Genomic DNA, 16,072 nt, shown 5'->3' on the forward strand with positions numbered 1-16,072 from the left:
AATCGCCGTCGGCATTATTTGTTTTGACGAACGGGCCTCCGTCGCCGGAAGCCCGCTGCGCGGCACCGCTCACGCCGCGCGGACGCTCACGAGGAACCGGTCGACCTCGGCGGTCAGCTTCTCCGATTGCCGCGAAAGCTCGGACGCCGCGTCGAGCACCTGGCCGGCCGCCATGCCGGTCTCCTCGGCGGCGCCCGCGACACCCGAGATGTTGCTCGTCACCTCGCCGGCGCCGACCGCCGCCTGCGCGACATTCCGGACGATCTCCTGCGTGGCCGCGCCCTGTTGCTCGACTGCGGCGGCGATCGAGGTGGCGACGCCACTGATCTCCCGGATCCGCTCGGTGATGCCGCCGATCGACGTCACGGCCTGACCGGTCACCGCCTGGATCTGCGCGATCTGGCCGGAAATCTCGTGGGTCGCCTTCGCGGTCTGCTCGGCCAGCGCCTTCACCTCGGCGGCGACGACGGCGAAGCCCTTGCCGGCGGCACCGGCGCGGGCGGCCTCGATGGTGGCGTTCAGCGCCAGCAGGTTGGTCTGGCCGGCGATGTTCGAGATCAGGCCGACCACGTCGCCGATCCGCGATACGGAATTGCTCAGCTCCTGGACCAGGGCGCCGGTCTGGTCGGCGTCCGAGACGGCGCGCTGCGCCAGATGGGCCGAACCGTCCACCTGCCGGCCGATTTCCTGGACCGAGGAGCCCAGCTGCTCGGCCGCCGCCGCCACCGTGTTCACGTTGGTGGCCGCCTCTTCGGCGGCTGCCGCCACCGTGGTCGACTGGCTCGACGTCTCGGAGGCGGTCGCCGACATGGTCCGCGCGGTCGCCTGCAGCTCCGTGGCCGAGGACGACACCATCCCGACGATCCCGCCCACGGCGCGATCGAAGCTGTCGGCCAGCTCGATCATGGTCCGGCGCCGCTCGGCCGCCGCCGCCGTGTCGGCGATCCGCTTGATCTCGGCATCCTCGGCCGCCTTCCTGGCGACCATGGTCTTGATTCCCTCCACGGCCCGCCCGACCGCGCCGATCTCGTCGCCGCGTCGGGCCTCCGCGATCTCGGCCTCGATCTCACCCCGGGCCATCCGCTGGAGCACCGCGACGAGCCGGCCAAGCGGGCGGGTCAGCATCGCGAAGACCAGGAACGCCAGAAGCGCTGCGATGACGACGCTGGCCACGCTGCCGAGAAGACTGGCGAGATAGGCGGCGCTGAACGAGCGCCCCTGTTCGTCGCTGCGGGCTCCGAGGAGCTCCCGCTCGGCCTGGTCCGCGTCGGCAAGCTTCGCGCGCAGGGCGTCCATGGACGCCTTCCCGGCCCCGCTCGCCTCGATCTGGCGCGCCGCGTCGAGCTGGCCCGCCTCGACGAGGGCGATCTCGTTCCGGGCGATGTCGTTCGACCAGGTCGCGGCCAAGCTGTTCACGGCCGCCAGGCGCGCCTGCTGCGCCGCGTTGTCCACCGTGAGCGCCTGCGCGGTCTCCAGCGCCGCCTTGTACGCCTTCTGGCCGTTGCGGAACGGCTCCAGAAATTTCGGGTCGCCCGAGAGCAGGTAGCCGCGGAGCCCCGTTTCCTGGTTCAGCATCGACTGCGTCACGCCGTCGAGCGCAGAGATGACCTGGTAGGTATGCTCTGTAAGATGATTGACCCGCTCGATCGACGTTAGATGACTGTATCCGATCGCGCTGATCCCGATCGTTACCGCCGCTAAGCTGCCGAAGGCCGCGGTCAGTTTGGTCACGATCCGGACGTCATTAATCGATCGCATAATTCAGCCCTCAGCGCGCATGTTGCGCGACGAATTTTGCTTATTATGGGCCGACTATGCATTTTACAGCGTGAAAATTCCCTTACCGATGCAGTCGTCGTCGTAAATTTCGGCTGGAGCTGCGCCGCGAGATGGCGGGTCCGGCGCTCAAATTTCAGTGATGGATCCGGAAGCTCTCGTGCTCGGTAGATGAAGCGCACGAAATTTAGCCAATCTGATCGTTTTTACATCAATAAATTGTTTGATCGTCGAATTTTCATTGTAGAATTTAGGATTGAGAGGATCTTCTGAAGTCGGCTGGAGCCGCTTCTTTTCCTCATTGCACGCGAATACGACCTGCAGGGCAGAGTCCGCTGCGGGTGCGATGGGGATGCTCCGCTTAGCCCGCCCCGGCGGGGCATGCGCGCCCCGACGATCCGGATGCGGGCAGCCACGGTGCGAGAAGCGGCGTCGATCGTACGGTGTCGACGCCGGCTCAGGCCGCAGCCGCGGGAGGTCAGGCTTCGAGGGTCTCGATCACCAGATTGCCGTTCGTGTAGACGCAGATCTCCGCAGCGATCCCCATGGCGCGCCGGACGATCGCCTCTGCATCGAGGTCTCCGTCTTCCAGCGCGCGGGCGGCCGCCAGGGCGTAATTGCCGCCCGAGCCGATAGCCATGACGCCGCTTTCCGGTTCCAGAACGTCGCCCGAGCCCGACAGAAGCAGGCTGACATCGCGGTCGGCGACCAGCATCATCGCCTCGAGGCGGCGGAGGTAGCGATCCGTCCGCCAATCCTTGGTGAGTTCGACGCAGGCCCGCGTCAGCTGACCGGGATATTGCTCAAGCTTGGCTTCGAGGCGTTCGAACAGAGTGAAGGCGTCCGCCGTGGCGCCGGCGAAGCCGCCGATCACCGCGCCCTTGGCCAGGCGCCGGACCTTGCGGGCATTCCCCTTCACGATGGTCTGGCCCAGGCTGACCTGACCGTCGCCGCCGATGACGACACGGCCGCCCTTGCGCACCATCAGGATCGTGGTCGCGTGCATCTGGGGCACCGCGCCCCGGTCTTCATACCTGAATGCATCCTGGCTCAAGGTTCGGCTCCGCTCTCGATCGCGCCGAGATGGGGAGCTTCGCCGGCCGAGTCCAGCCGGAAGGGGCGGTGGGGCGCCCTCTATTCGGCCACAGGCTCGAAGCTCCGCACAGGACCCGCATCCTGCAGGATCGATTGCGCCGCGGCCTCGGCCAGGAGGGCGTAGCCGCGATCGGCCATGTGGAGCCCGTCGGCGGCGAAGAGCTGCTTGGTGGTCAGCTTACCCTCGCGCACCCAGCCGTGCATGAGATCGGCGCGGCGGATCACCGGAACGTCGAGGTCGTCGCCGATGCTGCGGACCGCGTCACGGAAGCGGGAGGCGCCCGGCGTGGCTTCCAGCTTCGGGCACCATTGCGGCTCCATCAGCACCACGTCGATCCCGGCCTCGCGGATCCGGCGGATGGCCGACACGGTGGCCTCGCGGAAATGTTCGACCGAGACCCCGCGCAGCGGGTCGTTGCTGCCCGTCTGCCAGATCACGAGCTGCGGTTCGGCCGCGATGACGTCCCGGTCGAGCCGCGCCAGCATGTCGTCGACGTGCTCGCCGCCGATCCCGCGATTGATGACCGCGACGTCGATTCCGTGCAGCTTCTTGCGCAGGTCGATCTGGAGGCGGGCCGGGTAGGCGTTGGCCGGGGTCGACGCGCCGATACCCTGCGTCGAGGACGAGCCGAAGGCCACGATCTTCAGCGGTGCGCCGATGGCGATCTGACGGGCGACGTGCGGCAGGTCTGGGCTCTCACGCAGGTCGAGACCCAGCATGTCGAGCGATTCGGGCAGGAGGTCCGCATAGGCCAGAACCGCCGTCGGCAGGACCAGCAAGGCGCTGAGCAAGCCCAGACGGCGCAGCAGTTTGCGGGCGGGGAAGGCAGTGTTCAGCGACTTGGACACGGGACCGACGGCTCCGGCTCACGTGAGCGTTAGATACAGTCTGACACACGGTGCTGAAAAGAGCGGTTCCGTGCCGAGCTTGAAAACACACTGAATTCGTAACGCAAAATTAGGCGGCTTTTGGGGCTGGCGACCGGCCGGCCCCCGAAACGGCGCCGACGCGACGTTTCGGCAGGATGCTGCCGCATCCGGCATGAACCATGCGACCGGTGCTGGGCGCATCTCCGTGAGGGCGGCGGAGCGCGTGGTCAGGGTTTCGGGCGCGATCCCCGACCGGCTTGAGGCCTCCATGAACCGTCCCCCGGTCGGCCGCTTGCGCATCGCGATCCTCACGCACTCGACCCATCCGCGCGGCGGCGTGGCCCACGCTCTGGCTCTCGGAGAGGCCCTGTGCCGGCTCGGCCACGAGGCGGTCGTCCACGCCCCCGATCCGACCGGACGCGGCTTCTTCCGCGCGGCGCGATGTCCGGCGATCTCGGTCGCGGCTAAGCCGGTGGGCGGATCGGCTGCCGCGCTGGTCGGTGCCCGGATCGCCGACTACCTCGCGCATTTCTCCACCCCCGCCGCCTGCGACTTCGATGTGTTTCACGCTCAATGCTGCATCAGCGGCAACGCTCTCGCCACGTTGACCCGCCGCCGCCTCATCCCGGGCTTCGTGCGCACCGTCCACCACATCGACGCGTCTACGGATGCGCAGCTTGCGCAGTGGGAGGAGCGGGCGATCCTCGATGCCGGGCGCCTGCTCTGCCTCAGCCGGACCTGGGCGGCGACGCTGGCCGTGGAATACGGCGCCCGGGCCGAGGTGGTCGGCACCGGCGTGGATAGCGCGACCTACACGCCCGATCCCGGACCGGAGGACGAGGCCCTCCGTCGACGTCTTGGACTCGGCGGCGGCCCGGTCTTCCTCAGCGTCGGCGGGTTCGAGGCGCGCAAGAACACTTTGGCGGTGATCGAGGCCTTCGCGGCCCTGCGTCGCGCCCATCCCGGCGCGCAGCTCGTCGTGGCCGGCGGCGCCTCGCTGCTCGACCATGCGGGATACGAGGCCCGCTGCTGCGCCGCCCTCGAGCGCGAGGGGCTCGCGGTCGGCACCGGCCGTCCGGTGATCCGCACCGGCCCGGTGGACCAGGCAGACATGCCGAGCCTCTATCGGATCGCCGATACCCTGGTGTTTCCCTCGCTCATGGAAGGCTACGGCCTGTGCGTCCTGGAGGCCATGGCCTGCGGCACGCCGGTGATCGTCTCCGCCCGTCCGCCCTTCACCGAGTATCTCGCCCCCGGCGAGGCCCTGTCGGTGAACCCGGAAGACACGGGCGCCATCGCGGCGGCCATGGAGGCGAGTCTCGAACCGGGCCGGCGGGGGCGCCTGCGCAATGCCGGCCGGGAGGTCGCCCGGGCCCATGTCTGGGACGCCTGCGCCGCGCGCCACCTGCCGACCTACGCGGAACTGGCGCCCCGGGGCGCGCCGGTGCTGCCGGCCGCGACGGGGGCCGCGGCCTGGAACACCCTTCGGATCCCCCGCGATGCCTGAGATGCGTTTCCATATCCGCTGGCCGGACGGCACCCGCGAGGCCTGCTACGCGCCCTCGTTGGTGATCAAGGAGCACCTCGCGGTCGGGCAGGACTATCCCGTCGCGGAATTCGTCGCCCTGAGCCGCCTTGCCCTGGGCATCGCCAGCGCGCGCGTCCGCGCCCGCTACGGGTTTCCCTGCGGCCGCGCCGAGGCGCAGCTCGCCCGGATCGAGGAAACCGCGCGCCGGCAGGCGCCGGGAACCGTGCACGTCGAATCCTTCGAGGTCTGACGCCGGGCTTCGATCGGCCCGGCCGCAGGGCTTCGGACCCCAGGGGGACGGGAGCGCCGTCCGCGACGAACGACCTTGCGGCGAGGCGACGCAGGACGGGTGAGCGTCCCCGGCGGGTTGTCCGCAGGATCGATGGGACGAGGACAGGCGTCGGCGATGATGACCCGGATTGCGGCGGCCCTGGTCCTGGCCGCGTCACCCGCCGCGGCGCAGACGCGGCCGTCCAGCACGGCCATGACCTGCCAGCAGACGATCCGCCTCGTTCAGGCCCGGGGCGCCCTGGTCCTGGGGACCGGCGGCATGACCTACGACCGGTTCGTCCGCGACCGGTCGTTCTGCGAGCCCACCGAGATCGCCAAGCGCGCCTTCCGTCCGACCCGCGACAACCCGAACTGCCTGATCGGCTACACCTGCTACGAGCCGGGGGCCGGCGACTGGTTCGGCGCTGACTACTAGTCCGCTTACTGGTCCGCGGCGTCGTTGGAGCGCCCCGGCGGCCGTCAGCCCGCGTCCGGTGCGGCGCGCGCGGGTTCGAGGGCCACGATCACCCGGCGATCCCCCGCCCGGCGGGTGAAGCCCGTCGCGTCGAGGTGCTCCAGCAGGGGGATCGAGAACTTGCGCGAGATTCCCAGCGTGGCGCCCGCTTCCCGGGCCAGGAAGCCCATGTCCGGCGTCCCGGCCTCGGGGAAGGCCTCCACGAGGCGGGTCTTGGCGGTGGCGACCGCCTCCCGGTGGAACAGGACGGCGCGGCGCTGGACCCGGTCGACGGCGCGGATCACCGTGCCGGCGCCCACGAGGTAGGTGAGCGCTTCGCGCCGCCGCACGTCGCGTCCGATGGCCTCCGCCTCGTCGGGCGGGCTGAGTCCGGCGCGGCGGAAGACCTGCTCCAGCCGGCGGGCGGCCTCGCTCTCGTTGCGGGCCGGGTCGAACTCGGCTCGCCGCCACAGGGCGCCCGCCTGGGCGACAGCGCCCGCGGCCGCGAGGTCGCGCAGCACCGCACCGGTCACCGTCTCGGGCAGCGCCAGGGCACGGGCGAGCCGCTCCAGGGCGATCCCGTGATCCATCGGGTTGTCGCGGTGATGGTGGGCGAGGGCCGCCAGCGTGCCGCTGCGCAGGGCCGCGAAGGCCGCGGCGCCGATGTAGCGGTCGCCGATCGCGCGGGCGCCCGCTTCGGAGAGAATCTGCCGGGCGCGCTCCGGCGCGATGCCGGCGATCCGGGCGAGTTCGGTGAGGGGTGCCCCGGCCGCGCCCAGCTGACCGAGGCGGACCGTGATCGCCTCTCCGGCATGGCCTGCCGCGAGTGCGGCCAGGTCCGCCATGACCCGCGGGTCGTGGCGCCGACGGCGGCGGCTCGCCGGATCGAGGATCCGCCCGCCTGCCACCGTGACGGAGGGCGAGTCGAGCCGCAGCACGAAAGGCTCCCGTGCCGGCACGGCGACCGGTTCGCCTAGATGGAGTTGGGCCTGGGTGCTGGCGCCGGGCTCCAGGGCATCACGGTCGAGCAGGCGCAGCCGCGCCTCGACCTCGGTGGTCCCGAACAGAAGGCGACAGGCCGAGCCCCCCGCCAGGGCGTCCGCACCGGCCGCCGCGGTGATCGTCACGTCGAGCCACGCGCTCGGGGCGAGCAGGCCCGGCGGCGACAAAGCCTGCCCGCGGGCGACCTCGTCGAGGTCGATCCCGCGCAGGGCGACCGCGGTGCGGCGCCCGGGCTCGGCGCGCTCCACCGCACGTCCGTGAATCTGGAGGCCACGCACCACCGCCGTGCGGCCGCCGGGCGCGATCTCCACCGTGTCGCCGACGGCGAGCGGTCCGCGCCGCAGCGTCCCGGTGACGACGGTGCCGAATCCCGGCCGTGAGAAGACCCGGTCCACCGGAAGATACGGGAAGCCGTCGTCGCGGCCGGGCTCCGTCTCGTCCAGCAGCCCCGACAGGGCGGCCGACAGCTCCGGCAGGCCGGCGCCGGTGACGGTCGACGTCGCGATGACCGGACCGGCCGCGATCCCCGCGCGGGCGGCGGCGGCGGCGATCTCGGCCGCGCGGGCCGCCACGGTCTCGGGCGTCGCCAGGTCCGCCTTGGTCAGAGCCAGCACGCCGCGGCGCACGCCGATGAGGCGGGCGATCTCCAGATGCTCCACCGTCTGCGGCTTGATGCCCTCGTGCGCGTCCACCGCCAGCAGGACGGCCCGCATGCCGGTGGCGCCGGAAATCATGGCGCGGACGAACCGCTCGTGGCCCGGCAGATCCACGAGGTCGATCTCACCGCGATCGGACGCCAGCAGCGCGAAGCCCGGCACGATGGATACGCCGCGGGCGCGCTCCTCCTTCAGCCGGTCGGTCTCGACGCCCGTGAGCGCCCGGACGAGGGCCGTCTTGCCGTGATCGACGTGCCCGATCACGCCGACGAGGAGTGTCTTCAATGCAGTCACCGACCGGACCATCTCCGCGGTGCCGCCGTCCACCCGGGGCGCACCGCTCGCGCGAAAGGAGAATCCGCCGCGCCGGCGCGTTGCGGCGCCGTTGGCCGCCAGACGGTCGGGGCGGGGGCGTGCGCGGCAGATGGATTGTGGACAATTTGTCTTGCCACGTCGTGCCGTTCCGGGAAAGCGCGTTTTTAACGCAGTGCAGCATGGGGCTTCCGTGCCGGAGTGCCGCGCTCTCTGCTTGACGCCGGGAGGCCTGCCGCCTTTGGTGGATCGGGTGCGTCGGACGGTCACGCCCCGATGCCGATGCCGCGCGGGCCGATGCAACCCAGGGGCATCTGTGCATCGTTAGGCGAGGCAGGTCATCAAGAGGAGCGTATGAGCGACACCGAGAGCCACGCCGCCGAGGAACCCCGCGAGGTCGAGTTGAAGCTCGACTGCGCCGGTCCGGACCTGACGGCGCTCGCGTCCCACCCCCGGCTGAAGCACGCGGCGACAGCCGAGCCCGAACGGTTGGTCACCACCTATTACGACACCCCCGACGGCGCGCTTCGCGAGGCCGGCTTGACCCTCCGGGTGCGCGCCAAGGGCGGCCGGCACGTCCAGACCGTGAAGGCCGGTAGCGGCGGCGTCGGCCTATTCGACCGGGCCGAGTGGGAAACCGAGATCGCCGGGGAAGCGCCGGACCCGGCCGCCTGGGCCGACACGGCGGCGGAGCGGATCCTGCGCAAGGCCGACGCCCCTCTCGAGCGGGTCTTCTCCACCGTCGTGATGCGCCGGGAGATCCCGGTGGAGGAGGGCACGTCCCGGATTCTCGTCACCCTGGACGAGGGCCAGGTCGAGACTGCGCGGGGCCGTGCGCCGCTCTGCGAAGTCGAGCTGGAACTTCAGGACGGCGACCCGGCCGATCTGTTCGTCCTGGCCCAGTCCCTCGCCGAGACCGTGCCGCTGCGCCTCGGCGTGCGCGCGAAGAGCGCGGTCGGCTACGCCCTGCTCGACGGGCGCGGCCCGGCGGTGGTGAAGGCCGAGCCGGTGGACCTGCCGGAGGGAGCGAGTGCCGGGGACGTCTTCCGTCACGTGGCACGCGCCTGCCTGCGCCACATGCGCCTCAACGAGACCGCCTTCCTGGAGGGGGGGCGCCCGCCCGAGGCCCTGCACCAGATCCGCGTCTCCCTGCGGCGCTTGCGCTCGGCGCTGTCGCTGTTCGGTCCGATGCTGCAGGCCGATCCCCGGGCCGCGGGCTTCAACGATTCGATCAAGCAGGTCACCGAGCCATTCGGTCACGCCCGCAACCTCGACGTGTTCCTCAGCGACACGCTTCCGGATCTCGCCAAGCAGCGGCCCGACGAGCCCGGTCTCGACGCGCTGCGCCAGCGGGCCGAAGCGGAGCGCGCCGTCGCCTACGAGGCGGTGATGGCGACCCTGGAAAGCCCGCGATGGCGCGCGCTCATCATCGACCTGGCCGGCTGGGTCGAGGCGGGGTCCTGGGCCGACGGGCCCGACGCCGCCGTCGACGGGCGTCACTTCGCGGCGCAGGTGCTCGACAAGGCGCGGTCGCGGCTGAAGAAGCGCGGGCGCGGTCTCCGACACCTCGACCCGCATACCCGCCATCGGGCCCGGATCGCCGCCAAGAAGCTGCGCTACGGCGCCGAGTTCTTCGCCGATCTCTACCGGAAGAAGAAAGCAGTCCGCCGGCAGGAGAAGTTCGGCGCCGCGCTCTCGGACCTGCAGGACCATCTCGGCGCACTCAACGATCTGGAGACGGCCCGGTCGATGACCGAGAGCCTGTCCGGCCCGCCGATGCCGGGACCGGACGACCCCGGGGCTCAGAAGCTGCTCGACGCCGCCGCGGAGGCCCGGTCCGACCTCCTCGACGTCAAGCCGTTCTGGCGCTGACGCGATCCGGGCCGCACTGCGGGCCGGAGCCGGGTCTGCGCGGCGCCCCTCGTGAGAGCGGTGCCGCGCAGGCCATGCTGACCTGCGCGCCCGGCGGCTCGTCGTCTCCGGGGGCGTCTGATCCGGAGACGCGGATTCGGGATCTTCGAGAACTCTGACCGTCGGGGGAGCCCGGCGCCGCAACGGCGACCCGCGTCGACGGGGCGAGCGCCCGAACCGTACCGGAGGCCGAACGGGTCGATCCGCGTCGCGCCGAGCCACGGAACGCGCTTTTTGACGGACGGAGCGCCGACCGACCCGGCGCGTTTATCGGCGCGGGTTACAGATCCGGCGCCCGCCGGCCCGCGGCCCTGTCGATAGAAGCGGAGTATTGCCCGGGGGAGACCGCCGCCGGCTCGAAGCGCGGGCCTGGGGGGCACCCGAACTTCGTTCCGGCGGCGTGACGACGTGCACGGCTTCCGCGGAGGGGGAATCGCTGAAGCCGCATTTCGCCGGCCGCGCTTTGGAACGCGGTCGACCGAAAAACTCGCATGGCCATGTTGCCGAAGGATGTCTGGTCTCGGGAGCCGACCCCTTTTATGGGCTGACCTTCGGGGATGGGTTTCCTCCGCGCCGCCGTCTGCTATCCCTCCCGATCACTCCCGACGTCCGACCTTGCCGCCGACAGTCCCGAATGAGCCTTCTGCGCGACCTCTTCGGCCATGTCGGCCGTACCGTGACGGCCTATGCCGGTGACAAGGCGCTGATGCTCGCGGCGGTCTCGGCCGCGGCCAACGTCATCGTCGCCGACGGCGAAGTCGCCGGTCCGGAATTCGACGCGGCTCTGCTCGGCCTGAAGGCCGACCCGGTCCTGATGAAGGGCTACGACGCTTTGATGCTGGAGACCGAACTCTACGAGGGCATCGCCCGGGCGCGGACCCGGCTCGGCCGGGCCGAGAATCTGCGCCATGTGGCGGCGGTCGCCGAGCGCCCCGCGAACCAGCGCGAGAACGTCTTCTTGATCGCCGCGGACGTCGCCGATCAGGACGGGATCAGCAACATCGAGGCGAGCGCCCTCGGCGAGATCGCCGTAGCCCTGCGGGTCGACGCGATCGGACTGCTCCGCGCGAATCCGGTCCGACGCCCGCCGGTCTGACAGATCCGGTTGGCATCGCGGTTGCTCGGCGCGGACGCGCTGCCCAGCCGGCCGCGCCCGCCTATAAAGACCCCGTCGCACGGCGACCCGCCGTGAAAGGAACCGGCATGGCCGAGATGAGCCTCAGCAAGACCCACAACCTGCGCGCCGATGGTGCGCGACTCTGGGCGACGATCCTGGAGACCGCGGCGTTCGGCGGCACGCCGGCCGGCGGCATCAACCGCCTGACGCTCTCGGCCGAGGACGGCCAGGTCCGCGACTGGTTCCGGGAGGCCTGCGAGGCGGCCGGGCTGACGGTGTCGGTCGATGCGCTGGGCACCCAATACGCCCTGCGGCCGGGCCGGGACATGGCCCGCAAGCCGATCGCCTTCGGCTCGCATCTCGACACCCAGCCCACCGGCGGCAAGTTCGACGGCGTCCTCGGCGTCCTGGCGGGCCTCGAGGTGATGCGCAGCCTGAACGATGCCGGGATCGAGACCGACGCGCCGCTGCTCGTGGTCAACTGGACCAATGAGGAAGGCTCGCGCTTCGCCCCCGCCATGATGGCCTCGGCGGCCTATGCGGGAGACTTCACCACCGACGAGATCCTGGCCAAGCGCGACGCCGCCGGCACGACGGTGGCGGAAGCCCTCGACGCCATCGGCTATCGCGGGGTCGAGGCCGTCGGCACGCGGGAGATCGGCGCTTTCGTGGAATTGCATATCGAGCAGGGCCCGATCCTGGAAGCCGAGGGCAAGACCATCGGCGTGGTCGAGGGCGGCCAGGGCATCATGTGGTTCGACGGCGTCATCACCGGCTTCGAGAGCCATGCCGGCACCACGCCGATGCCGCGCCGCCGGGACGCGCTGCTCGCCCTCTCCGAGTTCGCCCTCGCGGCCGAGCGGATCGCCCTGGCGCACGCGCCCTCTGCCGTGGCCACGATCGGCGAGGCCGCGATCCTGGCGCCGTCCCGCAACGTCGTGCCGGGCCGGGTCGCCTTCACGGTGGATGTGCGTGACCCGCGCTCAGCGACCCTCGACGCCATGGAGGCGGACCTGGCCGAGGCGGCCGCCGAGATCGCTGGACGCCGTCGCCTGGAGATCGCGCTGACGCGGATCTGGCGGAAGGAGCCGGTGCCGTTCGATCCCGCCATCGTGGCGGCGATCGATGCGGCCGCCGAGAGCCTGGGGCATGCGCGGCGCCGAATTATTTCGGGCGCCGGCCACGATGCCTGCAACCTCGCCGCCAAGGTGCCCGCCGCGATGATCTTCGTGCCGTGCAAGGACGGGATCAGCCACAACGAGGCCGAATCCGCCACACAGGCCGACTGCGCGGCCGGCGCCGACGTGCTGCTGCAGACCGTGCTCCGTCTCGCCAACGCCCCGCGCACCTAGAAACCTGCAGCTTGGTGGTTCCGGCCGCACAGGAGAAGCGGCGCGCCGAGTCTCGGACGTCGCCGATCCGAGACCGCGTTGCCGTCGTCCCGGGCTCGCCTCCGGCGCCTCGGAATGATGGCAGCGCAGCCGCAAGCCCCTCGGTCCGGAGGTGTACCGCGGCGGAAAATCCCGTAAGGACCGCTCCATGAGCGCGCGATCCTACCGCGACGCCAAGGGCCGGCCGCTCGTCGCGGTGACCGGCATCGGCGTCGTTTCCTCCCTCGGTCGGGGACAGGCCGATACCTGGACGGCCATGACCGAGGGCCGGTCCGGCATCCATGCCATCGCGCGGTTTCCCACCGACGGTCTGCGCACGCGCATCGCCGGGACGGTGGACTTCCTCGACACCGATCCCCTCGTCGCGCCGCTCCTGTCGGAGCGGTTCGCCGCCGTCGCCGCCGAGGAAGCGGTGGCGCAGGCCGGGATCGGCACCAGCGGCGATTTCCCGGGCGCGCTGTTCATCGCGGTCCCGCCGGTGGAGATGGAATGGCCCCAGCGGCAGGCGCTGGCCGAGGCCGCGGGCGGCGACGGTCCGGTCGACTATGCCGGCCTGCTGCGGGCTGCCGCGACGCGCCGCTTCGATCCCTGGCACGACCTGTTCATCTTCGGCACGGTCGCCGACCGCATCGCCGACCGTTTCGGCACCAAGGGCTCGCCGATCTCGCTCTCCACCGCCTGCTCGTCGGGGGCCACGGCGATCCAGCTCGGCGTCGAGGCGATCCGGCGCGGCGAGACCGCGGCGGCGCTCTGCATCGGCACCGACGGGTCGGTGAACCCGGAATCGCTGATCCGCTTCTCGCTGCTCTCGGCGCTGTCCACCCGCAACGATGCGCCGGAAGCGGCCTCGAAGCCGTTCTCGAAGGACCGGGACGGCTTCGTGATGGGCGAGGGCGCGGCCGCTCTGGTTCTTGAGGACGCCGAGGCCGCGATCGCCCGGGGCGCCGCGATCCTCGGCTACGTCCTCGGCTGCGGCGAGAAGGGCGACGGCTTCCATCGCACCCGCTCCAGTCCCGACGGCGCGCCGATCATCGCGGCGATCCGGGCCAGCCTTGAGGATGCCGGCGTCGCGGCCGAGGCGATTGACACGGTGAACGCGCACGGCACCTCGACGCCGGAGAACGACAAGATGGAGGCCCTGGGCCTGGGGGCCGTGTTCGGCGCCCGCGCGGCCAGCCTGCCGGTGACCTCGAACAAGTCGATGATCGGCCACACCCTCACGGCGGCGGGCGCCATCGAGGCCGCGGTCTCGCTCCTGACCATCCGCCACGGCCGTATCCCGCCGACCATCAACCACCGGGTGCCGGACCCCACCATCGCCCTCGACATCGTCGAGACCGCCCGCGACCTGCCGGTGCGCACGGTGCTGTCGAACTCGTTCGGCTTCGGCGGCCAGAACACCTGCCTGGTCTTCGGCGCGGAGCCCGCGTGAGCGCCGCACCTGCCCAGAGCCGCGTCCTCGTGACCGGCGGCGCGTCCGGAATCGGCGCCGCGATCGTCCGCGCCCTGGCCGAGGCCGGGCTGAGCGTCGACTTCACCTATCGCGCCTCCGCCGAGGCCGCGCAGGCCTTGCTGGCCGACCTGCGTGCGGCGCATCCGGACCGGGCCTTCGCGGCCCATTCCGTCGATCTCGGCGATCGGGGGGCGCTGGAGGCGTTCTGCGAGATCGCGGAAGCGGCGGGCTATTACGGCCTCGTCCACAATGCCGGCCAGTCCTGTGACGCCCTCGCGGCGATGCTCGATCAGGAGCGGGCCGAGGCGGCCATGCAGGTCAACTTCTTCTCGTTGACGCGGCTCGCCAAGTCGCTCGTCCGGGAGATGACCCGGGCGCGGTCGGGCCGCATCGTGGCGATCGGGTCCGTCGCCGCCTTGCGGGCGAATGCCGGCAACGCGGCCTACGCGGCCACCAAGGGCGCGCTCATCGCCTATTGCCGCACGCTGGCGATCGAAACCGCCAAGCGCGGTGTGACCGTCAACGTGATTGCCCCGGGCTTCGTCGACACCGCCATGATGGAGCGCTACGCCGCCTACCGGGACGGGATGGAGCGCCAGATTCCCGCCGGCCGGTTCGGGCGGCCCGAGGATGTCGCGGCGCTGACGGCCTTCCTGATGGGCGAGGGCGCCGCCTACATCACGGGGGCCGTGCTGCCCGTCGATGGCGGCCTGACCGCCATGATGGGTGTCCACCGGTCCTGACCGGTGGCCCCGCCGAACCGGACCATCCTGACGATGCGCGCCAGCTTCGCCCTATCCGCCGCCTTCTGCTGTGCGGCCGTCCTGATCCCGGGCCACGCCCGGGCGGAGCCGCAGGTCTACCGGATCTCCGGCCTGCCGCCGGGCGAGCCGCTCAGCATCCGCGCCGAGCCGGATCCGTCCGCCGAGCAGATCGGCGAGATCCGCACGCGTGCCCTGGTCTTCGGCTGCACCAACGACACGCCGAGCCGCACCACGTGGTGCCGGGTGAAGGCCGGACGGGTCCTGGGCTGGGCGCGGCGGCGATATCTGGCGCCGGAGTGATGAGAGAGACGATGAAAGCCCTGCAGCTGTTCGGCGACCGCGACCTGCGCCTGACCGAGATCGAGCCGCCGCCCGCACCGGGCGCCGACGAGGTCCGGATCCGCATCCGCGCCGTCGGCCTCAATTTCATCGATGTCTGGGGCTTCCGCGGCATGGCCTTCGCCAAGCGGAAGATGCCGCTGATCGTCGGCGCGGAAGCGGCCGGGATCGTCGAGTCGGTCGGAGCGGGGGTCACCGGCCTCGCGGCCGGGGACCGGGTCGTGCCCTACGGGGCCATGACCTGCGGCCGGTGCCGGGCCTGCCGCGAGGGGCGCGACAACCTCTGCGAGGACGTGTCCGGGGTGATGGGCTTCCATCTCGACGGCTTCGCCCGGGAGTTGGTCACCCTGCCGGCCCGCCTCGTCGTGAAGGTGCCGGACGGGGTCAGCGACACCGACGCCGCCTGTGCGGGCATCGCCTTCGGCACGGTCCAGCACATGCTGTTCGACAATGCCCGGCTGGAGCCCGGCGAGAGCGTGCTGGTCCATGCCGGCGGCTCTGGCATCGGCACCGGGGCGATCCGCATGGCCAAGGCGATCGGCTGCACCGTCTACACGACCGTCGGCGACGACGAGAAGGGCCGCAAGGCCGCGGAACTCGGCGCCGACCACGTCATCAACTACCGCACCGAGCGCTTCGAGGGCGAGGTCCGCCGGCTGACGAAGCGCAAGGGCGTCGACGTGGTGTTCGAGCATGTCGGCGCCGACACCTGGAACGGCTCCCTGCTCTGTCTGAAGCGCGGCGGCCGCCTCGTGACCTGCGGGTCGACCTCGGGTGTCTCGACCACCATGAACCTGATGCAGCTGTTTCAGCAGCAATACCGCATCACCGGCTCCTTCGGCTGCTCGCTCGCCAATATCGGTCAGTCGCTCGCGAAGATGGAAGCCGGCATCCGGCCGGTCGTCGACACGGTGTACCCGCTCGCCGATTTCGCGCAGGGTCTGGAGCGGCTCGAATCGCGCCGGGTGTTCGGCAAGATCCTCGTCAGCCTGTAGCGCCGACGGCGTCGCGCCCCTCGGGCGCTGCAATGTCTCCGGGTGTCGCGATCAGCATTTCGCGCCGCGAGAGACTTGGCGTAAACGTCGCCGTACGGGTCGCTGGGGGGCCGCCCGGACCGTATCCCTGGAATCGATT

The 16,072-nt window shown here is 71.2% G+C and carries 14 protein-coding genes; 10 read left to right on the forward strand and 4 right to left on the reverse strand.

Going from position 1 to position 16,072, the window contains the following annotated elements; all coding sequences use genetic code 11:
- Nucleotides 1-69: 69 nt before the first annotated feature.
- The 3 genes from PQI07_RS17040 to PQI07_RS17050 all read right to left on the reverse strand — a co-directional run bounded on the left by PQI07_RS17040 (nucleotide 70) and on the right by PQI07_RS17050 (nucleotide 3,720).
- On the reverse strand, nucleotides 70-1,758 hold the full coding sequence (locus tag PQI07_RS17040; protein WP_182591690.1) for a methyl-accepting chemotaxis protein: 1,689 nt from the start codon (nucleotides 1,756-1,758) through the stop codon (nucleotides 70-72).
- A 496-nt stretch (nucleotides 1,759-2,254) separates the two neighbouring features.
- On the reverse strand, nucleotides 2,255-2,782 hold the full coding sequence (gene hslV / locus PQI07_RS17045) for an ATP-dependent protease subunit HslV (protein ID WP_043351688.1): 528 nt from the start codon (nucleotides 2,780-2,782) through the stop codon (nucleotides 2,255-2,257).
- Between the two features lie 128 nt (nucleotides 2,783-2,910).
- A complete protein-coding gene (locus PQI07_RS17050; protein WP_043758336.1) occupies nucleotides 2,911-3,720 on the reverse strand; it encodes an SGNH/GDSL hydrolase family protein in 810 nt (269 codons plus the stop codon).
- Nucleotides 3,721-4,009: 289 nt separating this feature from the next.
- Here PQI07_RS17050 and PQI07_RS17055 point away from each other — a divergent pair, with 289 nt between their 5' ends.
- The 3 genes from PQI07_RS17055 (at nucleotide 4,010) to PQI07_RS17065 (ending at nucleotide 5,975) form a co-directional block, all read left to right on the forward strand.
- Nucleotides 4,010-5,248: an MSMEG_0565 family glycosyltransferase gene (locus PQI07_RS17055; protein WP_274927740.1), complete on the forward strand. Its 1,239-nt coding sequence runs from the start codon at nucleotides 4,010-4,012 to the stop codon at nucleotides 5,246-5,248.
- Nucleotides 5,241-5,519, forward strand: coding sequence for an MSMEG_0570 family nitrogen starvation response protein (locus PQI07_RS17060; RefSeq protein WP_043351680.1), 279 nt, complete (start codon nucleotides 5,241-5,243; stop codon nucleotides 5,517-5,519). Before PQI07_RS17055 ends, PQI07_RS17060 begins: the two co-directional genes overlap by 8 nt.
- A 156-nt stretch (nucleotides 5,520-5,675) precedes the next feature.
- Complete coding sequence (locus PQI07_RS17065; RefSeq protein WP_078947409.1) at nucleotides 5,676-5,975, forward strand: hypothetical protein; 300 nt, start codon at nucleotides 5,676-5,678, stop codon at nucleotides 5,973-5,975.
- Nucleotides 5,976-6,019: 44 nt separating this feature from the next.
- On the opposite strand, the gene selB is transcribed toward PQI07_RS17065, so the two are convergent.
- Entirely contained in the window at nucleotides 6,020-7,957 is a 1,938-nt protein-coding gene (gene selB, locus PQI07_RS17070; RefSeq protein ID WP_274927741.1) for a selenocysteine-specific translation elongation factor, read from the reverse strand.
- 360 nt (nucleotides 7,958-8,317) lie between these two features.
- Here selB and PQI07_RS17075 point away from each other — a divergent pair, with 360 nt between their 5' ends.
- The 7 genes from PQI07_RS17075 (at nucleotide 8,318) to PQI07_RS17105 (ending at nucleotide 15,933) form a co-directional block, all read left to right on the forward strand.
- The gene (locus PQI07_RS17075; RefSeq protein ID WP_274927037.1) at nucleotides 8,318-9,835 is read left to right on the forward strand and encodes a CYTH and CHAD domain-containing protein; all 1,518 of its coding nucleotides are present in this window, start codon (nucleotides 8,318-8,320) and stop codon (nucleotides 9,833-9,835) included.
- A 673-nt stretch (nucleotides 9,836-10,508) separates the two neighbouring features.
- Nucleotides 10,509-10,970: a tellurite resistance TerB family protein gene (locus PQI07_RS17080; RefSeq protein WP_043351693.1), complete on the forward strand. Its 462-nt coding sequence runs from the start codon at nucleotides 10,509-10,511 to the stop codon at nucleotides 10,968-10,970.
- A 107-nt stretch (nucleotides 10,971-11,077) separates the two neighbouring features.
- On the forward strand, nucleotides 11,078-12,343 hold the full coding sequence (locus tag PQI07_RS17085; RefSeq protein WP_446720959.1) for a Zn-dependent hydrolase: 1,266 nt from the start codon (nucleotides 11,078-11,080) through the stop codon (nucleotides 12,341-12,343).
- A 187-nt stretch (nucleotides 12,344-12,530) separates the two neighbouring features.
- Nucleotides 12,531-13,814 (forward strand): beta-ketoacyl-ACP synthase, encoded by a 1,284-nt coding sequence (locus PQI07_RS17090; RefSeq protein WP_043378480.1) that lies wholly within the window; start codon nucleotides 12,531-12,533, stop codon nucleotides 13,812-13,814.
- Nucleotides 13,811-14,578, forward strand: coding sequence for an SDR family oxidoreductase (locus PQI07_RS17095; protein ID WP_111473831.1), 768 nt, complete (start codon nucleotides 13,811-13,813; stop codon nucleotides 14,576-14,578). The genes PQI07_RS17090 and PQI07_RS17095 overlap by 4 nt, the downstream gene beginning before the upstream one ends.
- Nucleotides 14,579-14,581: 3 nt before the next feature.
- Nucleotides 14,582-14,899: an SH3 domain-containing protein gene (locus PQI07_RS17100; RefSeq protein ID WP_078947411.1), complete on the forward strand. Its 318-nt coding sequence runs from the start codon at nucleotides 14,582-14,584 to the stop codon at nucleotides 14,897-14,899.
- An 11-nt stretch (nucleotides 14,900-14,910) separates the two neighbouring features.
- On the forward strand, nucleotides 14,911-15,933 hold the full coding sequence (locus PQI07_RS17105; protein ID WP_043352778.1) for a zinc-binding dehydrogenase: 1,023 nt from the start codon (nucleotides 14,911-14,913) through the stop codon (nucleotides 15,931-15,933).
- Nucleotides 15,934-16,072 lie beyond the last annotated feature (139 nt).

It is taken from the genome of Methylobacterium sp. 092160098-2 (assembly GCF_028920805.1).
In the GTDB taxonomy this organism is placed as follows: Bacteria; Pseudomonadota; Alphaproteobacteria; order Rhizobiales; family Beijerinckiaceae; genus Methylobacterium; species Methylobacterium fujisawaense.

What these genes read in the sequence shown, in the direction of transcription:
- PQI07_RS17040 (WP_182591690.1), bottom strand. Translation starts at nt 1,758, where the DNA reads ATGCGATCGATTAATGACGTCCGGATCGTGACCAAACTGACCGCGGCC.
- hslV (WP_043351688.1), bottom strand. Translation starts at nt 2,782, where the DNA reads ATGCACGCGACCACGATCCTGATGGTGCGCAAGGGCGGCCGTGTCGTC.
- PQI07_RS17055 (WP_274927740.1), top strand. Translation starts at nt 4,010, where the DNA reads ATGAACCGTCCCCCGGTCGGCCGCTTGCGCATCGCGATCCTCACGCAC.
- PQI07_RS17060 (WP_043351680.1), top strand. Translation starts at nt 5,241, where the DNA reads ATGCCTGAGATGCGTTTCCATATCCGCTGGCCGGACGGCACCCGCGAG.
- PQI07_RS17065 (WP_078947409.1), top strand. Translation starts at nt 5,676, where the DNA reads ATGATGACCCGGATTGCGGCGGCCCTGGTCCTGGCCGCGTCACCCGCC.
- selB (WP_274927741.1), bottom strand. Translation starts at nt 7,957, where the DNA reads ATGGTCCGGTCGGTGACTGCATTGAAGACACTCCTCGTCGGCGTGATC.
- PQI07_RS17075 (WP_274927037.1), top strand. Translation starts at nt 8,318, where the DNA reads ATGAGCGACACCGAGAGCCACGCCGCCGAGGAACCCCGCGAGGTCGAG.
- PQI07_RS17080 (WP_043351693.1), top strand. Translation starts at nt 10,509, where the DNA reads ATGAGCCTTCTGCGCGACCTCTTCGGCCATGTCGGCCGTACCGTGACG.
- PQI07_RS17085 (WP_446720959.1), top strand. Translation starts at nt 11,078, where the DNA reads ATGGCCGAGATGAGCCTCAGCAAGACCCACAACCTGCGCGCCGATGGT.
- PQI07_RS17090 (WP_043378480.1), top strand. Translation starts at nt 12,531, where the DNA reads ATGAGCGCGCGATCCTACCGCGACGCCAAGGGCCGGCCGCTCGTCGCG.
- PQI07_RS17105 (WP_043352778.1), top strand. Translation starts at nt 14,911, where the DNA reads ATGAAAGCCCTGCAGCTGTTCGGCGACCGCGACCTGCGCCTGACCGAG.